The sequence below is a fragment of the Limnomicrobium aquaticum genome, assembly GCF_040545545.1.
Taxonomy (GTDB): domain Bacteria; phylum Pseudomonadota; class Alphaproteobacteria; order Rhizobiales; family Rhizobiaceae; genus Ensifer_A; species Ensifer_A aquaticum.
On sequence record NZ_JBEPMB010000002.1, the window covers coordinates 447,040 to 470,377 of the forward strand.

The window sequence follows — 23,338 nt, forward strand, 5'->3', positions numbered from 1 at the left end:
ATGACATCGACCGACCTCAAGGCCGTGGCAGCGAAAGCGCTCGCCTGCCTCGACCTCACCAATCTCAACGACGATTGCACCCCGGCCGCTATCGAAAAGCTCTGCGCCGACGCTCAGACTAGGTTTGGCAACACGGCCGCGATCTGCATCTGGCCGCGCTTCGTCGCGCAGGCGCGCGGCATTCTGGGTTCGGGCAGCCCGATCAAGATCGCCACCGTCGTCAACTTCCCTTCCGGCGAATTGCCGCTGGAAACGGTGATTGCCGAGACCGAGCAGGCCATTGCCGATGGCGCCGACGAGATCGACCTCGTCATCCCCTACAAGGAGTTCATGATCGGCCAGAAGGCATCCGCCCGGTTGATGATCGCCGCGATCCGCGAGCGCTGCAAGGCCCCGGTCAAGCTGAAGACCATTCTTGAAACCGGCAATCTGGAAGACGAAACCCTCATTCGCGAGGCCTCGGCCATCGCGCTGAAGGAAGGCGCGGATTTCATCAAGACCTCGACCGGCAAGGTCCGCGTCAATGCGACGCCGGAAGCCGCGCGCATCATGCTGGAAGAGATCAAGGCGTCCGGCAAGCCCGCCGGTTTCAAGCCCGCCGGCGGTGTTCGCACCGTGGCAGATGCCGCCATCTATCTCGGGCTGGCCGATGAAATCATGGGTCCGGGCTGGGCAGGCCCGCAAACTTTCCGCTTCGGCGCATCCGGCTTGCTGGGCGATATTCTCGCCACGCTCGGCGATACGCCCGCCAAGCCCAACACCGCAGCCTATTAAGGTGCGGGCCGGTGCTGCCGCAGGAAACCATTCTCCGCAAACGCAATGGCGAGACGCTGACGGCTGAGGAGATCGCCCGCTTCGTCGACGGCTTCACGAAGGGCGAGATCTCCGAAGGCCAGGTCGCGGCCTTTGCCATGGCGGTCTGGTTCAAGGGCATGCGCCGGGAAGAGACCGTGGCGCTGACGCTGGCCATGCGCGACAGCGGCGATGTGCTTGACTGGTCGGACATTGGTCGTCCCATTGCCGACAAGCATTCGACCGGCGGCGTCGGCGACAACGTTTCGTTGATGCTGGCCCCCATTGTCGCATCGCTCGGCCTCGCCGTGCCGATGATCTCGGGCCGTGGGCTCGGTCATACAGGCGGCACGCTCGACAAGCTGGAATCCATCGCCGGCTACAACATCATGCCGGACGAGGCGCTGTTTCGCAAAACCGTGCGCGAGGCCGGCTGCGCCATCATCGGGCAGACGGGTGACCTCGCTCCCGCCGACAAGCGCCTTTACGCCATTCGCGACGTGACCGCGACAGTGGACAGCGTGCCGCTCATCACGGCCTCGATCCTCTCCAAGAAACTCGCTGCCGGGCTCGAGACGCTGGTGCTGGACGTCAAGGTTGGCAGCGGCGCCTTCATGACCGACCTTGTGGAGGCCCGAACACTAGCCCGCTCGCTGGTCGAGGTGGCGAATGGCGCGGGCGTCAAGACCACGGCGCTGATCACCGACATGAACGAGCCGCTCGCCGATTGCGCCGGCAATGCGCTGGAAGTCATCCACGCGCTGGATTTCCTGAAAGGACGTAAGCGCGGGACGCGCAGCGAGACGGTCACGCTGGCGCTGGCGGCAGAAATGCTGCTGTCTGCTGGCGTGGTTTCTAGTTCGGACGAAGGACTGTTGAAGTCACAAGAGTCGATAAGCTCGGGCAGGGCGCTGGAAACGTTTGGCCGCATGATTGCAAGCCTTGGCGGCCCGGCGGATTTCGTCGAGCGGCCATGGGCACATATGCCAAAGGCAGAAGTCGAGCTGGTCGTCGAAGCGCCGCAGGCCGGTGTGCTGACGTTGTGCGCCGCCCGCGAGATCGGCATGGCCGTGATCGGCCTCGGTGGGGGGCGTATCGTGCCCAGCGATACGGTCGATCATTCCGTAGGGTTCACGGATTTCCTGCCGTTGGGGACGAAGGTCGAGAATGGCGATATCATCGCCCGTATCCACGCCCGCGACGAAGCATCGGCCGCAAGGGCACGCGAGGTGCTTCTGGGGAGCTACAGGATCGTCGAAGGCAGGCATATGCCGCGCCCGGCTGTCGTTGAAAAGATTTGATCCTGATGATTGCGCCGGGCAATTACCCGGCGACCGCATTTGTGCCCGCGCTCAGTTCTTCAGATAAAGCACGCCGTCCTGCACCTTGTAGGACTTGAGCTTGCTCATGAAGCTCATGCCGACCAGCATTCCGGAAAGTGACTTGTCCTTCAGCACATAGGCATCGACATTGCGCACACGCACCGACCCGATTTCGAGACGGTCGAGGGTGACATGGGCGGCTTGCGTCGTGCCGTTTGCCGTCGTGACGGCGTATCGGTAGTCGAGGTCGGAGCCGCTGATGCCGATGCGCTTGGCGGTCTGCTCATTGATGGCGACGAAGGTGGCGCCCGTATCGACCAGCCCGTCAACGTCGCGGCCGTTGACCCGGAAGCTGGCGTTGAAATGTCCGCCGGCACCAGCCTTGATCGCCTCTTCGCCAGGGGCGGAGATGGAGACCGGTGTGGTGGCTGCGGTCGTTGCCTGCATGTCGACGCCCGGTGCCTGCGCGGTGGCGGCAGTGTTCTCGAGTGTCTTGTGAGCTTGCCCGAAATAGACGGCAGACAGCGCTGCCGCAACTGCTACAAACAGAAAGCGGTTCATTCTTCTTATCCCTGTTTTGCGCGGCAGCTTCCTTGTCCGCCTTCGCAATGGGAACACTATTCCTGACAGAAGTTATGAAATTCAAAAAATGGCCCGCCCGTACGAGGTGCGGGCGGGCCATTTTGAATTGGCTGGTTAACACCGCGTGAAATGCGGCGAAAAATAGGCTTTTCGGTGACGGCTTACTTCGTGCCATACATGCGGTCGCCGGCATCGCCGAGACCGGGAACAATATATCCAAGCTCATTCAGATGGTCGTCGATGGCGGCGGTGAAGACCGGTACATCCGGATGCGCTTCCGTGAAATTCTTGATACCTTCGGGCGCAGCCAGCAGGCAGAGGAAGCGGATATTGGTCGCGCCGCGTTCCTTCAGCTTGTCGACGGCGGCAATCGAGGAATTGCCTGTGGCGAGCATCGGGTCGACCACGATGACGAGGCGCGCATCGAGATCGCCCGGCGCCTTGAAGTAATATTCGACTGGCTGGAGCGTCTCATGGTCGCGATAGACGCCGATATGCGAGACGCGGGCGGCCGGAACCAGTTCCAGCATGCCTTCAAGCAGACCGTTGCCGGCCCGCAGGATCGAGGCGAAGACAAGCTTCTTGCCCTCGAGCAGCGGTGCGTCCATCTCCATCAGCGGCGTTTCGATCCGCTCGGTGGTGAGTTCCAGATCGCGGGTGACTTCGTAGCAGAGCAAAGTCGAGATTTCCCGAAGCAGCCGGCGGAAGCTGGCCGTCGAGGTTTCCTTCTTGCGCATGATCGTCAGCTTGTGCTGCACGAGGGGATGGGAAATAACCGTGACGCCGTTCATCTTTGCCTTCCAGTCTGCTCTTATTCAAAGATAGTCTTAGCGGAATGCGGGCCTCCCGCAAGGCGCGCGTCTACGCGAACGGTCGTAATCCTCAAATCATTGCAAGAAGTCGCGCCCGCGTTGCCTCATCGACAAAGGCGGCTTCGAGGGCGGTGCGGGTCATCGCGTTCAGCTCCGCATCGGAAAACCCCATGCGCGTCTTCGCAATCTCGTATTCCTTCGCCAGCGATGTGTCGAAATAGGGTGGATCGTCGGAGTTCAGCGTCACCTTCACGCCCATGCCGAAGAAGGTCCGCAGCGGATGGCTCTCGAAATCGGGGAAAACCTTGAGCGCAATGTTCGAGCCCGGGCAAACCTCGAGCACGATGCCGAGATCGGCGATCCGGCGAACGAGATCCATGTCTTCGATGGCGCGCACGCCATGGCCGATGCGGGCAGGGCGAACGAGGTCTACTGCGTCACGCACGCTTTGCGCGCCCGCCAGCTCGCCGGCATGGATCGTGATGCCAAGTCCGGCGTCACGGGCGATGTCGAAGGCGCGGGTGAAGTCGGCGACCTTGCCGAAGCGCTCTTCGCCGGCCATGTTGAAGCCGGTGATCAGCGGATCGGGCCGCCCGGCGGCAAATTTCGCCGCCGCTTCCACGCGTTCTGCACCGAGATGCCGCACGCCGATGACCACCATGCGGCTTTCGATGCCGCATTTCGCCTTCGCGCGCTTCATCCCTTCCGAAATGCCGGCAATATAGGCCTGGGCCGAAAGACCGGCGGACACGCCGTGGTCCGGCGAAACGAAGAGTTCGCCATAGACGGCACCCGCGTCGGAGATTTCGGTGAGATAGGTTTCGGCGAGCAGCGCGAAATCCTCCTCCGTCTTGAAGAGGGCGGCGGCCGCGTCATAGCAGTGAATGAAGGTGGTGAAGTCATGCCAGACATAGGCGCCATCACGGATGAAGGGCGACATGTCGGCCCCGTATTTCGCGGCCTGCGAGAGCACCAGCGAAATCGGCGCGCCGGCTTCCAGATGCAGGTGCAGCTCGGCCTTCTTCAGCTTTGCAGTCACAGGAAGCTCCGTCCGTGGCGGCCGGGTTCGATGCCGAGATGTGTTGCGATCGTTTCACCGATATCGGCATAGGTCGGCAGCACGCCCACGTCGCGCGCCTTGATGCCCGGACCATAGGCCAGCACCGGCACACGCTCGCGCGTATGATCCGAGCCGCGCCAGGTGGGGTCGCAGCCATGGTCGGCAGTGATGATCACCATGTCGCCGCGTTGGAGCTTGCGGTTGATCTCGGGAAGCCGGCGGTCGAACTCTTCGAGTGCGGCCGCATAGCCGGCAACATCGCGGCGATGGCCGTAGAGCATGTCGAAATCGACGAAATTGGTGAACACCAGATCGCCGTCGCCCGCCTCGTCCATCGCCTCCAGCGTGGCGTCAAAGAGCGCGGTATTGCCACTCGCCTTCCAGAGCTGGGAAACCCCTTGATGCGCGAAGATGTCGGCGATTTTGCCGATCGCGTGAACCTTGCGGCCCCCGTTCTTCAATCGGTCGAGGAGCGTCGGCTCCGGCGGCAAAACGGAATAGTCGCGCCGGTTGCCGGTCCGCTCGAAGGTTTCAGCTGTCTCGCCCACGAAGGGGCGGGCAATGACCCGGCCGATATTGTAGTCGTCCACGAGTTTGCGCACGGTCTCGCAGAGGCTGAGCAGCCGGTCGAGGCCGAAATGGGCCTCGTGCGCGGCAATCTGGAAGACGGAGTCAGAGGATGTGTAGCAGATTGGCTTCCCGGTTCGGATATGCTCCTCGCCCAACCGCTTGATGATGTCCGTCCCGGATGCATGACAATTTCCGAGAATGCCCGGCAGTTCCGCCGCCTTGCAGATCCGGTTCACCAGCTTTTCCGGAAAGGCGTCGCCCTCGGCGGGAAAATACCCCCAGTCGAACATGACCGGCGTGCCGGCGATCTCCCAATGGCCGGAGGGCGTGTCCTTGCCGCGCGACACCTCGCTGGCGGCACCTCTGATTCCATAGGTCTTCTCGGGCAAAGGCATTCCCGCTGGAAACCGGCCGGTGGCGGCTTTCGCTGCATGGAGGAGTCCGAAGACAGACAGATTGGGCAGGTCAAGCGGACCTTCGCGCAATCCCTGGCGGTCGGCGCAGCCCTGCGCACAGAATTCCGCAATATGACCCAGCGTATTCGCGCCCAGGTCGCCATAAATCTCTGCGTCCGGCGCGCCGCCGACGCCAAAGGAATCGAGAACGAAGAGAAATGCGCGAGCCATGGTCACCAAACGTCTGGAGATAATTCAGACAGCGGTTTTCGCGCGGAATTGCAGATAAATAAAGACCGCTGCGTTGAAGGCGGACCTTCTTTGCACTGGAAATGGTGAAAAGCGCCGTAATCCGATGTTAAAGCAGGCTGCGCGAAGGCGGGCTGCAGCTCTGCTATACCAACATCGAAAGAGTTGCCGGCCTTCCACGCCGGCCGACGCCCGGCCGGCCTCAGCAATCGGAACAGGTGATATTACTGCCGACACGCTGGCGATAATAGAAATCTTTCTTGATGGTGAAGCTCTGCCTCTGGGTGCCGCTCATGCCCGGAAGATAAAGCAGCAGCGAATAGGGCAGGCTGAGTTCGGAGCGGACGACGAAAGAATTCGGGATCGCCAGGTCGGTGGGGATGGTCGCTGTAGAGCCAACGGCGTATGGCACCCCACCGGTCGACTGCCAGGACCAGGCAATGCGTGCGACCGAAGTGGCATCGATGTTGATGCCACTGATTTTGAGCGTCAGCCCGTTTGAAGAATAGGGTGCGATGGTCGCTTTGGCGACATTGGGCATGGTCGACAGAAAGGCCCGGTCCACTGTCGATTTCTGTGTCACCAGGTCGGCAATATCCGATGAGGCATGCGTGGTCTTGCGCGTGATGCTGATCGCCACCGTGATCTCGAAGGACATCAGGTAGATGATGAGCAGGATCGGCACGATCAGCGCGAACTCGACCGCGCCCACGCCGTCCTTCGCCCGGAGAAAGCGCGACGTCGCGGCAGACCGCGCCAGCTTCTTCAGTCTTGCTATGACAACCAGGGCGCTCACGGGTAATTCTCGTTCTGGAAGGCGCTGGTTGCCACGATCAGGAATTGCCCCTTCGTCGCACCTTCCGACTGGATGTTCGAAATATAGGGACGGACCAGATCCGTCGTGATCGGCCAGCGGTAATAGGCCCGAAGCATGTTGATCTTGCCTGCACCGCCGGGTGTGTATTTGATCTGGGAGGTGTCGAGATCCTTGTTCTTCCCGCCATTCGTCAATTTGAGGGGAACGGCTGTCGGGATGTCTGCGAAGTTCGTCACCTGTTCAAGATCGATCCAGAGCTTGTCCGCTACCGCTGCCTCTGTATTGGAGCAGGTGATCATCACCGAGATCTGCTTGCAGAACTCCGTGCGGAAATCCACCTCTTTCATATCGGTCGTGCGGCCCAGGCCGAATGTGATCTGCCCTGTGCGCACCCGCCGCGCCATCGTATCGACGGCGTTGGAAACCAGCTGCTCTCCGGTAAATGCGATGAAGGTTTCGAACGTCGCGAAGACGATCATCATGAACGGGATGGCGAGAATGGCAAATTCGATCGCCGTTGCGCCTTCGCTCGACCTTAACAGTCTGCGCAGTCGCGTTACCCGGTCTGCCTTTCTCGTCTTGGCCAACGCCCATTTCTCCTAATCGCCGACCAACCGCGTCGCGTGTGATCCTCTCGAACATCGCCCATTGCCGGCCGAATTCCTCCGGCCAGCAGTTTTGCGCAGCTGGCCGCTCTTATTGTGCCATGGAGGCCGACGGAGTAGCCGCCGCGGCCGCGCCGGCATTGCTGCCGGTGGGCACGGAATTCTTTTCGCAGTTCGGTGTGCAGGAATAGACGCTCCGGTCCGTCTGGCGGAAGACGCGGACCGTGTTTCCTTCATCGATGGACACGAGTACGCGCTCGTCGAGGATCGCATTTCCGGTGGAATCGAGCAGAACGAGATTGGTCGTGCCGAAGCTTCGGCCGGTGAGCACGATCGTCTTCGAATCGGCCACCGTCGCGTCTGCGACGTCCGAGTTCCCGATGATAACTTTGGCGACGGCGCGATCGAGCTTCAGTACGCGCGCGTGGTTCATGAAGACGCGAATGAGGTCATCATTCTTGTCTGCGGCCATTGCGGCACCGGACGCCATGACAAGGGAAACGATCCCCGCGGCAAACAATTTCATCTTAAAGGCGGAATTCAAAACAGGCATGGCTATGTCCCGATGGATTTTGGAACACTCTGTTCTGCAAACGTAAAATTCGCGTTAAGCATGCTCGTCAATCTTTCAGGACCGCGGCCGGATGTTGGCACAGACGTGCCGGCACGAGACGTCGCAGAGCGCATTTCTGGATGCGGGTTCAAGAATGGATCACACTTGCTCGCTCGAGCAGTAAGTAACTCGCTCCACCCAATATACCTGCGAGCAATGTAAGGCGGATTGAGCAATCCTGTGCGAACAATATTGAAAATTCTACACGGTTGTTTCGCGGAATGTTTACCAGAATACCGGCAAATTTCCGTTAAGCTATCGTTAAGCATAACTCTTAAGCCGATTTCAAGGAAGCCCGGATAGTCTCAACGCATCCGATCAACGGGAACGGTTGGCGGTACTGCCGAAATTTTTAAAAGATGTGACTCAGGAGACCCCTAATGACCAAGCTTCTTACCCGTCTTATGAAGGACGAATCTGGTGCAACTGCCATTGAATACGGTCTGATCGCTGCCCTCATCGGCGTCGCAATCATCACCGGTGCAAAGTCGCTCGGCGGCGCGCTGAACAACAAGTTCGCGACGATCGCTGGCAACGTGACCAACAACCAGTAACAGTGGCCCGACTGCTGTTACCTGTTGGTTCCATTCCAAACCTGCCTTCGGCGACGAAGGCAGGTTTGTATATTTTTAAGCGGTTTGCTGCAAAGTGATTTGAAGCCGGTCTGACGCATTGCGTCTGTCAGCTTGAACGTGAATGAACGCAATGCCTTGGAGCGCTCTCGACCTTGAGGTCGGTCAGCGGTCAAGCAAGGCTCCGGCCTTCAGCGATGCGCGCTCGCGCCTTTGCTGATCCGGCTCATCAGGAACACGCCCGCTCATGATCGCAGCAGCCATCCTTGTCATCTTCCCTCTCTGCATGGCCGTTGCTGCCTTCTCAGACCTGTTCACGATGACGATCCCGAACCGTGTGTCGGTAATCCTCCTGGCATCCTTCATCATTGTTGCGCCGCTGGCAGGTCTCGGTCTCGTGGAAATCGGCTGGCATCTCCTGGCGGGTCTCGCCGTTTTTGCCGTGGTCTTTGTTCTCTTTGCGCTCAACACGATGGGCGGTGGTGATGCCAAGGTGCTGACAGCCAGCGCGGTGTGGTTTGGCTTCAACGACAGTCTGATCGTCTACATGGGCAACGTGGCCGTCGTCGGTGGTGCATTGACCATCCTTATCCTGCTGATTCGCAGCCAGCGAAATGTCATCACGGCCATAGGCCTGCCCATTCCCCGGCCACTCCTCCAGGAAAAGAAGATCCCATACGGCATCGCGATCGGCATTGGCGGTTTCATCGCCTATCCCTCGTCGCCCCTGATGGAGATGGTGCTCCACCGCGCCATCTGAGCCGGAGCAGCCTCGTCATTTCATCCACAAGAGGGGTTCTGCCGGAAGGCCTGCGCACCCCTGCCTGACTCTGCCTGAAAAAGCGGAAAAGTCTCCGCAACGCCGGATTGAAAGCTTAACGCTTCATTAACCGTGGCACTAAGAAGTTCATTAACCATAATTACACCAATTCCTGATCAATTGAGGACACTTCGTTGGATTCTCCAGGAATTGATCATGAAACCAGCACGTCTGATTATTTTGTCTGTTGCCGCAGCGGCGGCCGGTCTTGCCGGTTATCTGGCACTCAACATGGGTGGCCAGCAGGTCGTCGAGATTCAAGCGGCGCAGCCGCGCATGGTCAAGGAAGCGACCGTCGATGTGCTGGTGGCGAAATCCAACCTCTCCACCGGCTCCCGCCTCACGGCGGACAGCATGAGCTGGATGGCCTGGCCCGAATCGGCTGTTGCGCCGGGCTTCATCACCAAGAAGAATCGGGAGTCGGCCATGGCCGACCTCAACGGCGCCATTGTCAGGCTGCCGATCTTTGCCAATGAGCCGGTGCGGCTCGAGAAGATTGTCGACGCCAGCAACCGCACGATGTCCTCCATCCTGCCGGCGGGCAAACGGGCGATTGCAACCGAGATCAGCGTCTCGACCAGCGCCGGCGGCTTCATCCTGCCGAACGACCGCGTTGACGTGATCATGGTGAAGAAGGGAACGCAGCAGACGGCGTTCCAGACCGAAACGATCCTGAGCAACATCCGCGTGCTCGCCATCGACCAGCAGCTTCAGCAGGGACCGGACGGCAAGCAGACGGCCGTGGGCTCCACGGCGACGCTCGAACTGACGCCGGACCAGGCACGGGTGATTGCGGTCGCCCAGCAGATTGCCGACCGCCTGACACTCGCACTTCGCTCCGTCGCCGACTCGAGCGAACCCGACACATCGGCGTCCGAACATCTCCTGGGCAATGGCGATGGTTCGCCGGGCATCCAGGTCATCAAATCCGGCAACATTTCGACCAGCCAGTAAGAACGAGCGGGAGCATACTGTGAAAATTTTGACGCAAGACATCCGCAAAACCACGATTGGCGGGCTGTGCTTCACGCTGGCGCTGACCGGGACCCTCCCGCTTCCGCTGGTGGGCGAACAAGGCACGGCTGCCTTTGCCGCCAGTGAATCCATGGTGACGATTGCCCAGGCGGGGCCGGGTGTGAAAAAGACCCTCAAGCTGGGCCTCAACAAGGCGATGGTCGTCGAGCTTCCCGCCGACGCGCACGACATTCTGGTTGCCGATCCGTCGCTGGCCGATGCAGTTACCCGCACGTCGCGCCGCCTCTATCTCTTCGGCAAGGCCGTTGGCCAGACCAACGTCTTCGTTTTCGGCGCCGACGGCAAGGAACTCGTCAGTCTGGATATCCAGGTCGAGCGCGATATCTCGCAGCTTGAAACCAACCTGCGCCGCTTCCTGCCGGATTCCGATATCAAGGTCGAAATCATTTCGGACAACATCGTGCTGACCGGAACCGTGCGCACGCCGCAGGATGCGGCCCAGGCCTCCAAGCTTGCCGAAATCTTCGTCAAGGGCGGTGAAGCCACGACCCGAAACCAGACCGCGACCGGATCGGGCACCACATCGAGCGTGGCGATCTTCGCCGAAGACCGTCAGCAGTCGCAGATCGTCAACCTGCTCACCATTCAGGGCGAAGACCAAGTCACGCTCAAGGTCACCGTTGCCGAAGTCAGCCGCCAGGTCGTCAAGCAGCTGGGCCTCAATTCTTCGATAGGCGGATCGTTCGGGACCTTCAACTTCATCAATCCGTCGAATCTGGGCGGTGTCGCAGGCGGTCTGTCCAGCCTCGGAAGCGCGATGGGCCGCATGAGCGGCACGCTCGGCGCCGTGAGCCTGGCGTCGTATGTCAATGCGATGGAGCAGGCTGGCGTCATGCGCACCCTTGCCGAACCCAGTCTGACCGCAATCTCCGGTGAAGTTGCAAAATTCTATGTCGGCGGCTCGTTCGACGTCATGAAGGATCAAACGGTCTCGTCGGCCTCGCAGTCGATTGCACCGAACGGGGCAATCATCAACACACCCGGCACTGTGAGCAGAACCGCGGAAACCAGCCAGTATGGCATTTCGCTGAACTTCCTGCCGGTGGTCATGTCTGCCGGCCGCATCAGCCTCAAGCTGGAAACGGAAGTTTCCGAGCCAACCTACGAAGGCTCGTCGAGCAGCCTGGGCACCCTTGATAACAAAACCGGGACCAGCAATTCGGGCGTCACGCATGTCGGCATTCGCCGGCGTCAGGCTTCCACGACTGTTGAACTGCCCTCCGGCGGCTCGATCATGATCGCCGGCCTCGTCAGCGATGACGTCCGCCAGGCCTTCAGCGGCAATCCGGCGCTCGCCAAGATCCCGATCCTGGGTACGATGTTCCGCTCGAAGGACTTCCAGCGTAACGAGACCGAACTGGTCATTATCGCAACGCCTTATCTCGTTCGAGCGGTCGCTCCGGACAAGCTTGCCCGTCCGGATGACAACTTCATCCCGGAAAACGATGCGGCAACCTTCTTCCTGAACAGCGTCAACAAGGTTTACGGCAAGAAGGTCGATCCGGCCAGCGGCCAGCGCTACCACGGCAATGTCGGGTTCATCTACAAGTGAGGAGCGGGACGATGGACCAGTTGAACGATGAAAGCCTCAACAAGATCAAAAGGGAAGCTCCGGTGATGCCTGCGCTGAGAACACTGACATTCGTCGCGCTTGCCGCCTCGACGGTTGCGCTTGCCGGCTGCGGCAATCTTCGCCCGGATGGCGACCTCAAGACGTCTTCCATCGAGAACGATTATCGCGTTCGCCATTCCATCAAGATGGCGGAAGCCGAGCACTCGATCGATATCCCGGTCGCTACGGGTGACGTGAAGCTGAGCCGCGGCATCGAAGATACCGTCCGCGGCTTCGGCCAGAACTACAAGAACAATTCGTCGGGCGTGCTGCAGATCGCGGTTCCGTCCGGTTCGATCAATGCGCCGGCCGCCCGCGCAGTCGTGCCGCAAGTGCGAAAGCAGCTCTCGTTCGAGGGCGTCGAACCGCGCCGGATCATCGTGACAAGCTATCGGGCCGAGCCGGGCGTCTCCGCACCGATCAAGCTCAGCTTCGTTGCGCTGACCGCCATGACCGACCAGTGCGGACAGTGGCCGGAAGACCTGATGGAAAACTCCTTCGGCAACAAGAACTGGTACAATTTCGGCTGTGCAAACCAGAACAATCTGGCCGCACAGGTCGCCAACCCGAAAGACCTGTTCGACCCGCGCGCCTCGACCCCCATCGATGCCCAACGCCGCGCAAACGTCATCGACACTTATCGCACGACCGGCTCTGACCTTGGCAAGGACACGAGCATCAGCATCCCGAGCCAATGATCTGACGTGATCGGTTACCGGAGAGACAGGACCCATGAGTACAGTTGAATACGGAATCGAACCCGTCGCGATCGATCAGCAGTTTGAAGAACACGCTGTCGAAAGTGTCGAAATCGACCAGATCAGGCCGCTGCCGCGCATCTCGATCCATGCCTTCTGCGAAAGCGAGGATGTGCTTCGCCTGATGGATCGCTGCAGCCGCGATCGCCGCATGGCCAAGGTGACCTTCAAGATCAACCACGGCAGCATCGCTGCGGCGGCAAGCATGTTTGCAACCGCCGCGACGCCGAACCTGATCATCCTGGAAACCGGGCTTGGCGCCGAACGCCTGTTCGAGGAGCTTGGACCGCTGGCGGAAGTCTGCGATCCTTCGACCCGGGTGATCGTCATCGGCCGCCAGAACGATATCGGACTTTACCGCGAGCTCATGCGCAACGGGATTTCCGAATATCTGGTCTATCCGGTCGCGCTGCCCGACATGCTTTCCTCCATCTCCTCGATCTTCGTGGATCCCGAAGCTGAACCGCTGGGCCGCAGCATCGCCTTCATCGGCGCGAAGGGCGGCGTTGGCTCCTCGACGATCGCACACAATGCGGCATTCGGCATTTCGAGCCTGTTTGCCACGGAAACCATCCTGGCCGATCTCGACCTGGCCTTCGGTACGGCCAACATCAACTTCGACCAGGACCCGGCCATGGGCATGTCGGAAGCGGTCTATTCGCCGGAGCGGCTGGACGAGATCTTTCTCGATCGCCTTCTGGCAAAATGCACCGACAACCTGTCATTGCTGGCGGCCCCCTCTATGCTCGACCGCGCCTACGACTTCGGGCGCGATGCCTTCCAGCCGGTCGTCGAGGTTCTCGCCCGTTCGGCTCCGGTCACGGTTCTGGATGTCCCGCATGCCTGGAATGACTGGACGCGCATGCTTCTCTCCGGCGTCGACGAGGTTGTGATCACGGCCGTGCCGGATCTGGCCAATCTGCGCAACGCGAAGAACATGTTCGACGCGCTGAAGAAACTTCGTCCGAACGACAAGTCGCCCCACCTGATCATCAACCAGGCGGGCATGCCGAAGCGTTCGGAAATTTCGCCGGCGGATTTCGTCGATCCTCTGGGTGTCCAGCCGATCGCTGTCATTCCCTTCGAGGTTCAGCTCTTCGGCAACGCCGCCAACAGCGGCCGCATGATTGCCGAGATCGACCCCAAGGCGCCGGTTGCCGAGACTTTCTCGCAGATCGCCCATGTGGTCACGGGCCGTACCACCGTCAAGCGCCAGAAGGGCGGCAGCCTCGCCAAGATGCTCGCACTGCTCAACCGCGCAAAAAGCAAAGCATGAAAAAGACTGGATCTGATTGATGTTCGGCAAAAAGGGAAATGACGGCTTCGGAAAATCCGGCTTCTCGGGAGGGTCCGCCCCTCCCGCGCCGAAACCCTACGCGCCTGCCAGCCCTGCGTCGGAGCCGCAGGTCATGGTTGCGGCCCCGGCCCCTGCTCCGGAGCCGGTGACGAGGGCGTCCGAGCCCGCCCCGCAGCGGGTCGCGGCAGCAGCGCCGCCGCTCGCACCGGAGCCGCCGGCCCGCCGCCGCACGACCAGAAACTCTGAATATTACGACACGAAGAGCCAGGTCTTCTCGGCGCTGATCGATACGATCGACCTGTCGCAGCTCGCCAAGCTGGACAATGAAAGCGCGCGCGAGGAAATTCGCGATATCGTCAACGATATCATCACGATCAAGAACTTCGCGATGTCGATCTCCGAGCAGGAGGAACTGCTCGAGGACATCTGCAACGACGTTCTCGGCTTCGGTCCGCTCGAGCCGCTCCTTGCCCGCGATGACATCGCCGACATCATGGTCAATGGTGCCGGCCAGACCTTCATCGAAGTCGATGGCAAGGTACAGGAGAGCGATATTCGCTTCCGAGACAACGGCCAGCTTCTGTCTGTCTGCCAGCGCATCGTGAGCCAGGTCGGCCGCCGCGTCGATGAATCGAGCCCGATCTGCGACGCCCGTCTTCCTGATGGTTCTCGCGTTAACGTCATTGCGCCGCCACTGGCTATCGATGGCCCGGCTCTCACCATTCGTAAGTTCAAGAAGGACAAGCTGACGCTCGATCAGCTCGTCCGCTTCGGCTCGATCACGCCGGAAGGTGCGCAGGTGCTGCAGATCATCGGCCGCGTCCGCTGCAACATCGTCGTTTCCGGTGGTACGGGCTCGGGCAAGACGACGCTCCTGAACTGCCTCACGCGTTACATCGATACGCATGAGCGCATCATCACCTGCGAAGACTCCGCCGAACTTCAGCTGCAGCAGCCGCATGTCGTGCGCCTGGAAACCCGCCCGCCGAACATCGAAGGCGAGGGCGAGATCACCATGCGCGATCTCGTCAAGAACTGCCTGCGTATGCGTCCCGAACGCATCATCGTCGGCGAAGTGCGCGGACCGGAAGTCTTTGACCTTCTGCAGGCGATGAACACCGGTCACGACGGCTCGATGGGCACGATCCACGCCAACACACCGCGTGAATGCCTCAACCGTATCGAATCCATGATCGCCATGGGCGGTTTCACGCTGCCGGCCAAGACGGTGCGCGAAATCGTCGCCGGTTCGGTCGACGTCATCATCCAGGCCGCGCGTCTGCGCGACGGCTCGCGCCGCATCACCCACATCACCGAAGTGGTCGGCATGGAAGGCGATGTGATCGTGACGCAGGACCTCGTCCGCTACGATATCGAGGGTGAAGATGCCAATGGCCGCATCATCGGCAAGCATCGTTCCACCGGCATCGGCCGCCCGAATTTCTGGGACCGTGCCCGCTATTACGGTGAAGAGAACCGCCTTGCAGCCGCTCTCGATGCCATGGAAGACAAGGCTGGCGCCGCCTGACGAACGGGCGGTTCCTGACGCACAATGAGTGAAGAGTAACAACCGGGAGCACGCTTCATGTTCGGTTTTGATCCCATGGTTTTGGCGATCGTCGGTCTCGCTGCCATTGCGGCGGCGGCCGTGGCTTACGGTGTTCTCTTCTCGGAAATCGAAGCCCAGCAGAAGACGGCCAACCGCTACAAGAAGGTCAAGGCGGCTGAAACCGACACCGTCAAGGTGAAGGCTGCGCGCGACCGCATGGCGGAAGCGACAAAGCGGCGAAAGTCCATTCAGGATTCGCTGACCGAACTGGAAAAGAAGCAGGAGCAGAACAAGAAGGTAGATGCACCGACACTCAAGGTTCGCCTTCTTCAGGCCGGACTGGCGATAACAGAATCGCAGTTCTACATGTTCAGCGCCGCCATGGCGCTCGGAACACTGGTGGTCGGGCTGATCCTGACGGCCGACATGTCTCATGCGCCGGCGTTCGATATCCTGCCGGTTTCCACCGCCCAGCTCGGTGTCATCGCCACCGCCTTCGTCATGGGCGTCGGCATGCCGCGATTTATGCTCGGCTTTCTGTACAAGCGTCGCATGAAGAAGTTTCTCGGCGAATTTCCGAACTCGCTCGACATCATGGTCCGCTCGATCAAATCAGGTCTGCCGTTGAATGACGCCATCCGCCTGATCGCCATGGAGGGCCAGGATCCGGTCAAGAGCGAATTCCGGCGGGTCGTTGAGGCACAGCAGATGGGGATGTCCATTGCGGACGCCTGCGCGCGCATGACTGCGACCATTCCGCTTCAGGAAGTCAAGTTCTTCGGCATCGTGATCGGCATTCAGGCCCAGGCCGGCGGCAACTTGTCCGAAGCCCTGGGCAACCTCAGCCGCGTCCTGCGCGAGCGCAAGAAGATGCTCGGCAAGGTGCAGGCGCTGTCCATGGAAGCCAAGGCGTCTGCCGCCATCATCGGCGCTCTGCCCTTCATCGTCGCCTTGCTCGTGTCGATCACCTCGCCGGATTACATCAAGCCGCTCTTCTCCGACCCACGCGGACATCTCATCCTGCTGGGCTCCGGCATCTGGATGTCGATCGGGGTCTTCGTCATGCGCAAGATGATCAATTTCGATATCTAACTCTCTACCGGGAAAGTCGCGGGTGAAATTCCGTCCGCCTCTTGCCGGAACAGCTTGAACCGACGGGCGCAGGATCCGCCACAAGGACGATCAGAATGCTTTACGATCTCGCCTCGACAGTCACCAAACCGGGCTTCATTTTCGCTGTGCTGATCGCTCTTGCGGTCTTCGGCACGCTTTACGCGGTGGCCGAGCCCTATTTCGAGCGTGGCGACCTGCAGAAGCGCATGAAGTCGGTAGCCACCGAGCGCGAGCAGCTGCGCGCCCGCGAGCGCGCCAGAATGAACGCGGCCCTGCAGTCGAAGGCGAGCCTGCGCGGCAAGGACAACAAGAATGTCCGCAACATCGTCGAACGTCTCAACCTGCGCAAGGCGCTTGTCGATGACGCGACGATCAACAAGCTGCGCGCTGCCGGCTATCGCTCTCAGAACGCACTGAACACCTATCTCTTCGCGCGCCTCATTCTGCCCTTCGTTTTCGGCGTTGCAGGTGCTTTCTGGATTTTTCTTCTCGACAATCTCAGTGATCAGCCGCTCACGATGCGGCTTCTGGCCAACCTCGTCATTGCCTATGTCGGTTTCTATGCGCCGATCATCTTTATCAGCAACAAGATGGGCAAGCGGCAGGCCTCCATTCGTCGCGCATGGCCCGATACGCTCGATCTCTTGCTGATCTGCGTGGAATCCGGTGTCTCGGTGGAAGCCTCGATGCGCCGCGTTGCCGATGAAGTCGGTACGCAGTCGCCGGAACTGGCCGAGGAAATCGTGCTGACGACCGCCGAGCTTTCCTATCTGCAGGATCGCCGCAGCGCCTACGAAAACCTCGCCAACCGCACGCAGCTCGATGCGGTGAAAGCGACCACCCAGGCGCTCATCCAGGCAGAACGATATGGTACGCCGGTCGCCCAGGCGCTGCGCACGCTGGCGCAGGAAAGCCGCGACACACGCATGAACGAAGCGGAAAAGAAGGCTGCTGCCCTGCCTCCAAAGCTGACAGTGCCGATGATCCTCTTCTTCCTCCCGGTTCTCATTGCCGTCATCCTTGGCCCGGCCGGCATCCGCGTCAGCGACCAGATGAGCGGCACCCCGCAGGAACAGACGACGCATTGATAAAGGGTGTGGCGCGCGCTGCGCGTGCCGGGAACGCTCGACAGACCAACAGAAAAAAGGCGCTCCGGTTTCCGGGGCGCCTTTTCAGTCTTGGGAGAAGCGGTGGGCGGGGTGACCCCGCCCTTGTTCCGTGTGTCAGCCCTGGCTCTTCAGTGCAGCCCATGTCGGCTGCTGGCTCATCATCGAGCGCAGGTATTTCACATTGGCGTCCGCCTGGGTGGGCGAGAGTTCCTGACGGGCAATCTTCTCGGCTTCGGGATAGCGGCCCTGCAGGCCGACCACCAGTGCCAGGTTCTGGCGCACCGAACTGTCGGCACCCGGCTGGGCTGCGGCCTGACGGAGATAGGTTTCGGCGGATTTCAGATCCTTGGTCAGAACATAGGACATGCCAAGGTTCGACAGGACGGAAGGGTCGTTCGGCTTCAGGTCCAGCGCCTCGCGATAACGCATGCGCGCCTCGGTGGAGCGGCCGAGCTGGTCGAGGATGGCGCCCTGCGCCGATTTCAGACGCCAGTCCGGCAGGTCCGGCCGTTCGGCGCGCGAGATGGTTTCCAGCGCTGCGTCAAGCTGGCCGGCGGCGGCCTGCGCCTTCCCATAGGCTGCCAGAGCTTCGGTGTCGTTCGGATGGCGGATGACGACCTGTTGCATGACGGCCAGCGCCTGATCGTTCTTGCCGGTCATACGCAGCAGATTGGCATAGTTCAGGCCGGCATTCTTGTCATTCGGGTTCTTCGCATAGGCGTCGCCGATCCGGTTGGCGGCGGCACTCAGCTCCGTCGCGTTCATCTCGGTCACGGGCTTGGAGAGCCCGGTCGGGATCGAGCCGGTCTTGATGTTGTCCGTCGAACTTGACGTCGTGCAGGATTGCAGCGACAGAGCCGCCGCAAACAGGCAGGCTCCCGCCAGCAACCTGCTGCTGCGGACCCGGAAAATGGTGGATGTGGTCATGGCGATGCCCCGAGAGTCTGGTCTTGTGCGCCGGCCGACGGGCATACTGAAAACTGCGGCGCAACCTTGACACCAGCAATAGTCTGTTAACCCTAACAGAGCGTTAACGGACCTGATTCCCGGCTGAAACGCGACTGCCGAATGTTGCGGATGGCAGCGCCGACCAGGACAAGGTACGCATGGGTGGGGCAATTCCGAAAAGAGGGGCGGCGCGGGACCGCCGGGGATTGTGAGACAGATTTAGCAGAAGCATCCGGCGGGCCGCGGTCGCCGGATAGCGCTGTGCATTCGAAAGCGAGACAGAAAAAGATGGCCCCCTTTCAGTTCATCAAGCGTCACAGCCCCTACAACAGCAAGCTGGGCAAGACGCTGCCCGTCTTCGCGGTGACGCCGGCGCATATCGAGATCGGCGCCATCGAGGCGACGGCGCTGGAATGGGCGCGCAAGTCCGGCTTCAAGGCTGACAATGGCTCTGTTCTTCTCGTTCCTTCGGCGGATGGTGCCCTCGGCGGGGCGCTTTTCGGCCTCGGCAAGAACCCGGCGGTCAATCCCTTCGTAACGGGACATCTGGCGCGCTCGCTGCCTGAAGGTGAGTGGCATGTGGAAACCGCGCCTCTCACCGCAAGCCGCATCGCGCTTGGCTTCGGCCTGGGCAGCTATCGCTTCGAGACCTATCTCAATCCGAAGCCGCATGGGGCGACCCTGCTCATTCCCAAGGACGCCAACGCCACCGACATCAAGCGTCAGATTGCAGGCGTATTTCTCGCCCGCGACCTCATCAATACGCCGACGAACGACATGGGGCCGAACGCGCTGGAGAAGGTGTTCAGGGAGCTCGCGGAGCATTACGAGGCAAAGGTCTCCGTCATCGCGGGCGAGGATCTGCTGAAGAAGAACTTCCCGCTGATCCACGCCGTTGGCCGTGCGGCGGCCGAAGCCCCGCGCCTCCTTGAAATGCGCTGGGGCGAGAAGGGCGCACCGAAGGTCACGCTGGTCGGCAAGGGTGTCACGTTCGACACCGGCGGCCTCGACATCAAGCCGTCGTCATCGATGCTCCTGATGAAGAAGGACATGGGCGGGGCGGCCAATGTGCTCGGCCTCGCGCTGATGATCATGGATGCACATCTCAAGGTCGATCTGCGCGTCCTCGTTCCGGTGGTCGAAAACTCCATCGCCGGCAACGCCTTCCGCCCCGGCGATATCTACCGCAGCCGCAAGGGTCTGACGGTGCAGATCGACAATACGGATGCGGAAGGCCGGCTGATCCTCGCCGATACGCTTGCATACGCCGACGAGGACAAGCCCGACCTGCTGGTCGACATGGCGACACTGACGGGTGCCGCCCGCGTAGCGCTTGGTCCCGACCTGCCGCCTTTCTTCACCGACGACGAAGACCTGGCGCATGACCTGGCCGATTCAGCGCTCGAAACCGATGACCCGCTCTGGCGTCTGCCGCTCTACGCCGGCTATGAGGCTGATCTGAAGACCAAGATTGCCGATCTCACCAATGCGCCGTCCGGCGGCATGGCCGGTGCGATCACCGCAGCGCTGTTCCTCAAGCGTTTTGTGACGCAGACGGAGAGCTGGGTGCATTTCGACATTTTTGGATGGTCGCCGAAAGATCGCCCGCATGCGCCGCTGGGCGGCGAGGCTCAAGGTATCCGGGCGATCTATCATCACATCCGCAAGCGGGTGAAGTAATCAGCCCTGCTCGAGCGCGCGGACCGTCGCGGTCGGTGCGCTCAATTGCCCGTCGTCCTGGCGGCCGCGTGTCATCCGACCAAGAATGTCTTCCCGCCACGCATATTTGTGCACGAAGACCATCAAGATGTGCCCGGCCACAAGCGCCAGAAGCGCCCAGCCCGCAGGACCATGCAGAAGATGGCCCGGCGCCATCAGGGCCTCGTCGCGCGGACCAGGCTGGAAAAGCTGGAATCCGAACACGGAAAATCCCCTTCCGCCGCCATAGACGCGCAGAAGGCCGATTGCGGGAACGAAGATCATCAGTGCGTAAAGCGCGAGATGGCCGCCGAGCGAGGCAAGGCCGATCAACCCATGACCGTGCGGCGGGCGGGTGCGCAGGTTCAGCACGCCCCAGACGGCACGCAGCGCGACCAGCGCGAGCAGAACGAAGCCGAGCGTATAATGAACGCCCCAGACGGTCTTGGACAGCGCCATGTCCCGGTCTATGAAGCGAAGGATCGCGGAGAAGAACTGCACGGCGAAGAGGGCTGCCATCAGCCAGTGCAGGCTGCGACTGACGAGACCATAGCCCTGCGGGCGATCCCAGATGGAAGCATTTGTCTCAAGGGACATGGAAACTCCTGAATTCATGAAGCTTTCCAGCGGGTTTGTAATTCGACCCGACGGAAGCAGGGCTCCCCTCCCAGCTGCGATCTCTGGTGCTGCATTGCGGAAAACTTGTGGCGGGCGAGGGGTGTTCTTTGGAGACAGACTGTGCTCCCTTGCAAAACAAACGCTTTCCCTCCACAATGATACGGACCCGAAACGTTCACGGAGCCGTTCTTGTCGCTTGAATTGACACCCTCGCAGGCCTTGGGGCTCTGGCACACCGTGTCGCTTTCGCAGGTGCGGTCGGAAGCGCATGACCTGACCCTTCGTCAGATGGCGATCCTTTTGCAGATCTATCTGGTGCCGCCGCCCCACACGGTGCGAGGCCTCGCCGCGACGCTGAACGTCACCAAGCCGGTCATCACACGGGCGCTCGACACGATGGGCGCGATGGGCCTCGTAGATCGTGTCCGCGACGACAGGGACCGGCGCAATGTCATCATCAAGCGCACGGTCGCCGGCGCGCTCTATCTGGAAAAACTCGGCGATGTCGTCATCGCCGAAGCCCGACAGTTGCCTTACTGACTGGAAAATTCAAGGTGCCAGACAAGAAGCCCGAAAAGACCCTCGACCGGCGGCTCAACGCTTACCGCCCCGATCTGGCCGACGCGCGGCTGGCGGGACGGGTCGCGGCCGAACGCGTCGTTGAAGGGGAGGCGGGGGCAGTCACAGCTCCGGTCGCCGATCTCCGACCCAAGCCCGACATGAGCGCCGGCATCGATACCCAGCTGCTTTTCGGCGAGACCCTGCGTATTTTCGAACGTCGCGACGGCTGGGCCTGGGTGCAAGCTGAGACTGACGGCTACGTCGGCTATATGGCTGAGGGAGACCTTGTTTCGCCGGCTCAGCAATCCACCCATTGGATCATCCAGCCGCGAACCTTCGTCTATCCGGAACCGGACATGAAGCGGCCACGCGCTCTCGCGCTCTCGCTTGGAAGTCGCATCACGGTCATCGGCGAGGCTGAAACGCGCGGCACCCGCTACCTCCTGCTCGCCGGCGGCGGTTCGGTGATTGCCGCGCATTGCGTGCCCGTGGGCCCGGCAGCGGGCGACGATTACGTCGCCATCGCCGCCCGGCTTCTGGAGACACCCTATCTCTGGGGCGGCAAATCGGCCTTCGGCATCGATTGTTCCGGTCTCGTGCAGCTCTCGATGCTGATGGCGGGGAAACCCGCGCCGCGCGATAGCGATATGCAGGCGGCAGGCTTGGGCGCGGAAATAGGTTTCGACGAACTCCGTCGCGGTGATCTTGTCTTCTGGAAAGGCCATGTCGCCATCATGGAAGACGAAGAGACGATGATCCACGCCAACGGCCACACGATGAGCGTTGCGCGCGAAGGCCTGAAGGCGGCGGTGGAGCGGATCGGCTATCTCTACGGCAAGCCGACTGTCTGCCGGCGCCCTTGAAAGGTCACTAGTACCCCAGGGTACGGTCCACAACATGCTCCAGCGCAAGGCCGGACTCGTGCCGCGCGATCTGCGCCTCGACATGACGCATCAGCGCGGCGACATCGGAGGCTGCTGCTGCATGGGGCGTCACGATGACATTCGGTTCGGCCCAGAGCGGGCTTTCCTGTGAAAGCGGCTCGGTCTCGAACACATCGAGCGAGGCCCCGCGGAGTGTGCCGTCATGGAGTGCGGACAGAATATCCGCCTCGACCTGGCTGCCGCCGCGCCCGGCATTGATGAAGACCGGTTTGCCAAGCGCGCCACCCTGTCGAAGCTTTGCAAACAGACTCCTGTCGTAAATCCCGCGCGTTTCCGCCGTCAGCGGCAGAAGGCCGACAAGAATGTCGGTCTGGCTGATGAAGTCGTCGAGCCCGTCACCGTCGAAGGTCTGCATGCCCTCGATCGCCTTTGCGCTGCGCGACCAGCCGACGACGTGAAAGCCCATGACCTTCAGCTTGCGCGCGGCATCCTGCCCCAGCACGCCGAGACCCATGACGCCGACGGTCACATCGCGCGCTTCCGGCTGCGCCAGTTCCTCCCAATGACGATGCGCCTGTGCCCTCAGATAGGCCGGCATCTGGCGAAGGTGCAGAAGGCATTGCAGCACGATCCATTCGCTCATCCGGTCCGTCAGGCTGCGATCGACGAAGCGCACCAACGGAACATTCTCGGGCAGTCCCCCGACGCGCAGGATATGATCCACGCCCGCACCGCCGGAAAAGATCGCTTTGACGTCCGTGGCCCGCTCGAAAAGCGTCGGGTCCTGCTTCCAGACCAGCGCATAGTCGATGCCGGAAAGGTCCCGCCCGGCATTCGCCGGATCGGCCATGTTGATAACCTCGCGGCCGGGAAAGGCGCCGGAAAGTGCCCTGGCGACCGCATCCGGCGGGAATTTCAGATCGACGATGATGGGGCTTTTCATACGG

General features: G+C 61.2%; 24 protein-coding genes. 14 read left to right on the top strand and 10 right to left on the bottom strand.

The window, feature by feature from the left end; translation table 11 throughout:
- A complete protein-coding gene (deoC, locus tag ABID16_RS10830) occupies positions 1–774 on the top strand; it encodes a deoxyribose-phosphate aldolase (RefSeq protein WP_354556340.1) in 774 nt (257 codons plus the stop codon).
- Positions 775–785: 11 nt separating this feature from the next.
- Positions 786–2,093: a thymidine phosphorylase gene (deoA, locus tag ABID16_RS10835; protein ID WP_354556341.1), complete on the top strand. Its 1,308-nt coding sequence runs from the start codon at positions 786–788 to the stop codon at positions 2,091–2,093.
- A 51-nt stretch (positions 2,094–2,144) separates the two neighbouring features.
- Here the strand turns inward: deoA and ABID16_RS10840 are convergent, their stop codons facing one another.
- The 7 genes from ABID16_RS10840 to ABID16_RS10870 all read right to left on the bottom strand — a co-directional run bounded on the left by ABID16_RS10840 (position 2,145) and on the right by ABID16_RS10870 (position 7,730).
- Entirely contained in the window at positions 2,145–2,675 is a 531-nt protein-coding gene (locus ABID16_RS10840; protein ID WP_354556342.1) for a TIGR02281 family clan AA aspartic protease, read from the bottom strand.
- A 182-nt stretch (positions 2,676–2,857) separates the two neighbouring features.
- Positions 2,858–3,487, bottom strand: a complete 630-nt coding sequence (gene upp, locus ABID16_RS10845; RefSeq protein ID WP_354556343.1) for a uracil phosphoribosyltransferase — start codon at positions 3,485–3,487, stop codon at positions 2,858–2,860.
- A gap of 91 nt (positions 3,488–3,578) precedes the next feature.
- Positions 3,579–4,547 (bottom strand): adenosine deaminase, encoded by a 969-nt coding sequence (locus ABID16_RS10850; protein WP_354556344.1) that lies wholly within the window; start codon positions 4,545–4,547, stop codon positions 3,579–3,581.
- A complete protein-coding gene (locus ABID16_RS10855) occupies positions 4,544–5,764 on the bottom strand; it encodes a phosphopentomutase (RefSeq protein ID WP_354556345.1) in 1,221 nt (406 codons plus the stop codon). Before ABID16_RS10855 ends, ABID16_RS10850 begins: the two co-directional genes overlap by 4 nt.
- Positions 5,765–5,984: 220 nt before the next feature.
- On the bottom strand, positions 5,985–6,578 hold the full coding sequence (locus ABID16_RS10860) for a TadE/TadG family type IV pilus assembly protein (RefSeq protein ID WP_354556346.1): 594 nt from the start codon (positions 6,576–6,578) through the stop codon (positions 5,985–5,987).
- Positions 6,575–7,186 (bottom strand): TadE/TadG family type IV pilus assembly protein, encoded by a 612-nt coding sequence (locus ABID16_RS10865; RefSeq protein WP_354556347.1) that lies wholly within the window; start codon positions 7,184–7,186, stop codon positions 6,575–6,577. Before ABID16_RS10865 ends, ABID16_RS10860 begins: the two co-directional genes overlap by 4 nt.
- A 109-nt stretch (positions 7,187–7,295) precedes the next feature.
- Positions 7,296–7,730: a pilus assembly protein N-terminal domain-containing protein gene (locus ABID16_RS10870; protein WP_435532401.1), complete on the bottom strand. Its 435-nt coding sequence runs from the start codon at positions 7,728–7,730 to the stop codon at positions 7,296–7,298.
- Positions 7,731–8,197: 467 nt separating this feature from the next.
- Here ABID16_RS10870 and ABID16_RS10875 point away from each other — a divergent pair, with 467 nt between their 5' ends.
- The 9 genes from ABID16_RS10875 (at position 8,198) to ABID16_RS10915 (ending at position 17,661) form a co-directional block, all read left to right on the top strand.
- Positions 8,198–8,371 carry a Flp family type IVb pilin gene (locus ABID16_RS10875; protein WP_354556348.1) on the top strand — a complete coding sequence of 58 codons (174 nt, stop codon included), beginning with the start codon at positions 8,198–8,200 and terminating at the stop codon, positions 8,369–8,371.
- A 265-nt stretch (positions 8,372–8,636) separates the two neighbouring features.
- The gene (locus ABID16_RS10880; RefSeq protein ID WP_354556349.1) at positions 8,637–9,149 is read left to right on the top strand and encodes an A24 family peptidase; all 513 of its coding nucleotides are present in this window, start codon (positions 8,637–8,639) and stop codon (positions 9,147–9,149) included.
- Positions 9,150–9,365: 216 nt separating this feature from the next.
- Positions 9,366–10,163, top strand: a complete 798-nt coding sequence (cpaB, locus tag ABID16_RS10885; protein WP_354556350.1) for a Flp pilus assembly protein CpaB — start codon at positions 9,366–9,368, stop codon at positions 10,161–10,163.
- Between the two features lie 19 nt (positions 10,164–10,182).
- Positions 10,183–11,796 carry a type II and III secretion system protein family protein gene (locus tag ABID16_RS10890; RefSeq protein WP_354556351.1) on the top strand — a complete coding sequence of 538 codons (1,614 nt, stop codon included), beginning with the start codon at positions 10,183–10,185 and terminating at the stop codon, positions 11,794–11,796.
- Positions 11,797–11,807: 11 nt separating this feature from the next.
- The gene (locus tag ABID16_RS10895) at positions 11,808–12,554 is read left to right on the top strand and encodes a CpaD family pilus assembly protein (protein WP_354556352.1); all 747 of its coding nucleotides are present in this window, start codon (positions 11,808–11,810) and stop codon (positions 12,552–12,554) included.
- Positions 12,555–12,588: 34 nt separating this feature from the next.
- Positions 12,589–13,890 (top strand): CpaE/TadZ family protein, encoded by a 1,302-nt coding sequence (locus ABID16_RS10900; protein ID WP_354556353.1) that lies wholly within the window; start codon positions 12,589–12,591, stop codon positions 13,888–13,890.
- 19 nt (positions 13,891–13,909) lie between these two features.
- A complete protein-coding gene (locus tag ABID16_RS10905) occupies positions 13,910–15,439 on the top strand; it encodes a TadA family conjugal transfer-associated ATPase (protein WP_354556354.1) in 1,530 nt (509 codons plus the stop codon).
- A gap of 57 nt (positions 15,440–15,496) precedes the next feature.
- Positions 15,497–16,552, top strand: a complete 1,056-nt coding sequence (locus ABID16_RS10910; RefSeq protein ID WP_354556355.1) for a type II secretion system F family protein — start codon at positions 15,497–15,499, stop codon at positions 16,550–16,552.
- A gap of 95 nt (positions 16,553–16,647) precedes the next feature.
- A complete protein-coding gene (locus tag ABID16_RS10915) occupies positions 16,648–17,661 on the top strand; it encodes a type II secretion system F family protein (protein ID WP_354556356.1) in 1,014 nt (337 codons plus the stop codon).
- A 135-nt stretch (positions 17,662–17,796) separates the two neighbouring features.
- On the opposite strand, the gene ABID16_RS10920 is transcribed toward ABID16_RS10915, so the two are convergent.
- A complete protein-coding gene (locus ABID16_RS10920) occupies positions 17,797–18,609 on the bottom strand; it encodes a tetratricopeptide repeat protein (RefSeq protein WP_354556357.1) in 813 nt (270 codons plus the stop codon).
- A 309-nt stretch (positions 18,610–18,918) separates the two neighbouring features.
- Here ABID16_RS10920 and ABID16_RS10925 point away from each other — a divergent pair, with 309 nt between their 5' ends.
- Positions 18,919–20,310 (top strand): leucyl aminopeptidase family protein, encoded by a 1,392-nt coding sequence (locus ABID16_RS10925; protein ID WP_354556358.1) that lies wholly within the window; start codon positions 18,919–18,921, stop codon positions 20,308–20,310.
- On the opposite strand, the gene ABID16_RS10930 is transcribed toward ABID16_RS10925, so the two are convergent.
- Positions 20,311–20,925, bottom strand: coding sequence for a cytochrome b (locus ABID16_RS10930; protein WP_354556359.1), 615 nt, complete (start codon positions 20,923–20,925; stop codon positions 20,311–20,313).
- 210 nt (positions 20,926–21,135) lie between these two features.
- On the opposite strand from ABID16_RS10930, the gene ABID16_RS10935 reads away from it, so the two are divergent.
- On the top strand, positions 21,136–21,486 hold the full coding sequence (locus ABID16_RS10935) for a MarR family transcriptional regulator (RefSeq protein ID WP_354556360.1): 351 nt from the start codon (positions 21,136–21,138) through the stop codon (positions 21,484–21,486).
- 14 nt (positions 21,487–21,500) lie between these two features.
- Positions 21,501–22,370 carry a C40 family peptidase gene (locus ABID16_RS10940; RefSeq protein ID WP_354556361.1) on the top strand — a complete coding sequence of 290 codons (870 nt, stop codon included), beginning with the start codon at positions 21,501–21,503 and terminating at the stop codon, positions 22,368–22,370.
- A 7-nt stretch (positions 22,371–22,377) separates the two neighbouring features.
- Here ABID16_RS10940 and ABID16_RS10945 read toward each other — a convergent pair whose 3' ends face one another.
- A complete protein-coding gene (locus ABID16_RS10945; RefSeq protein ID WP_354556362.1) occupies positions 22,378–23,334 on the bottom strand; it encodes a 2-hydroxyacid dehydrogenase in 957 nt (318 codons plus the stop codon).
- Positions 23,335–23,338: the final 4 nt, after the last annotated feature.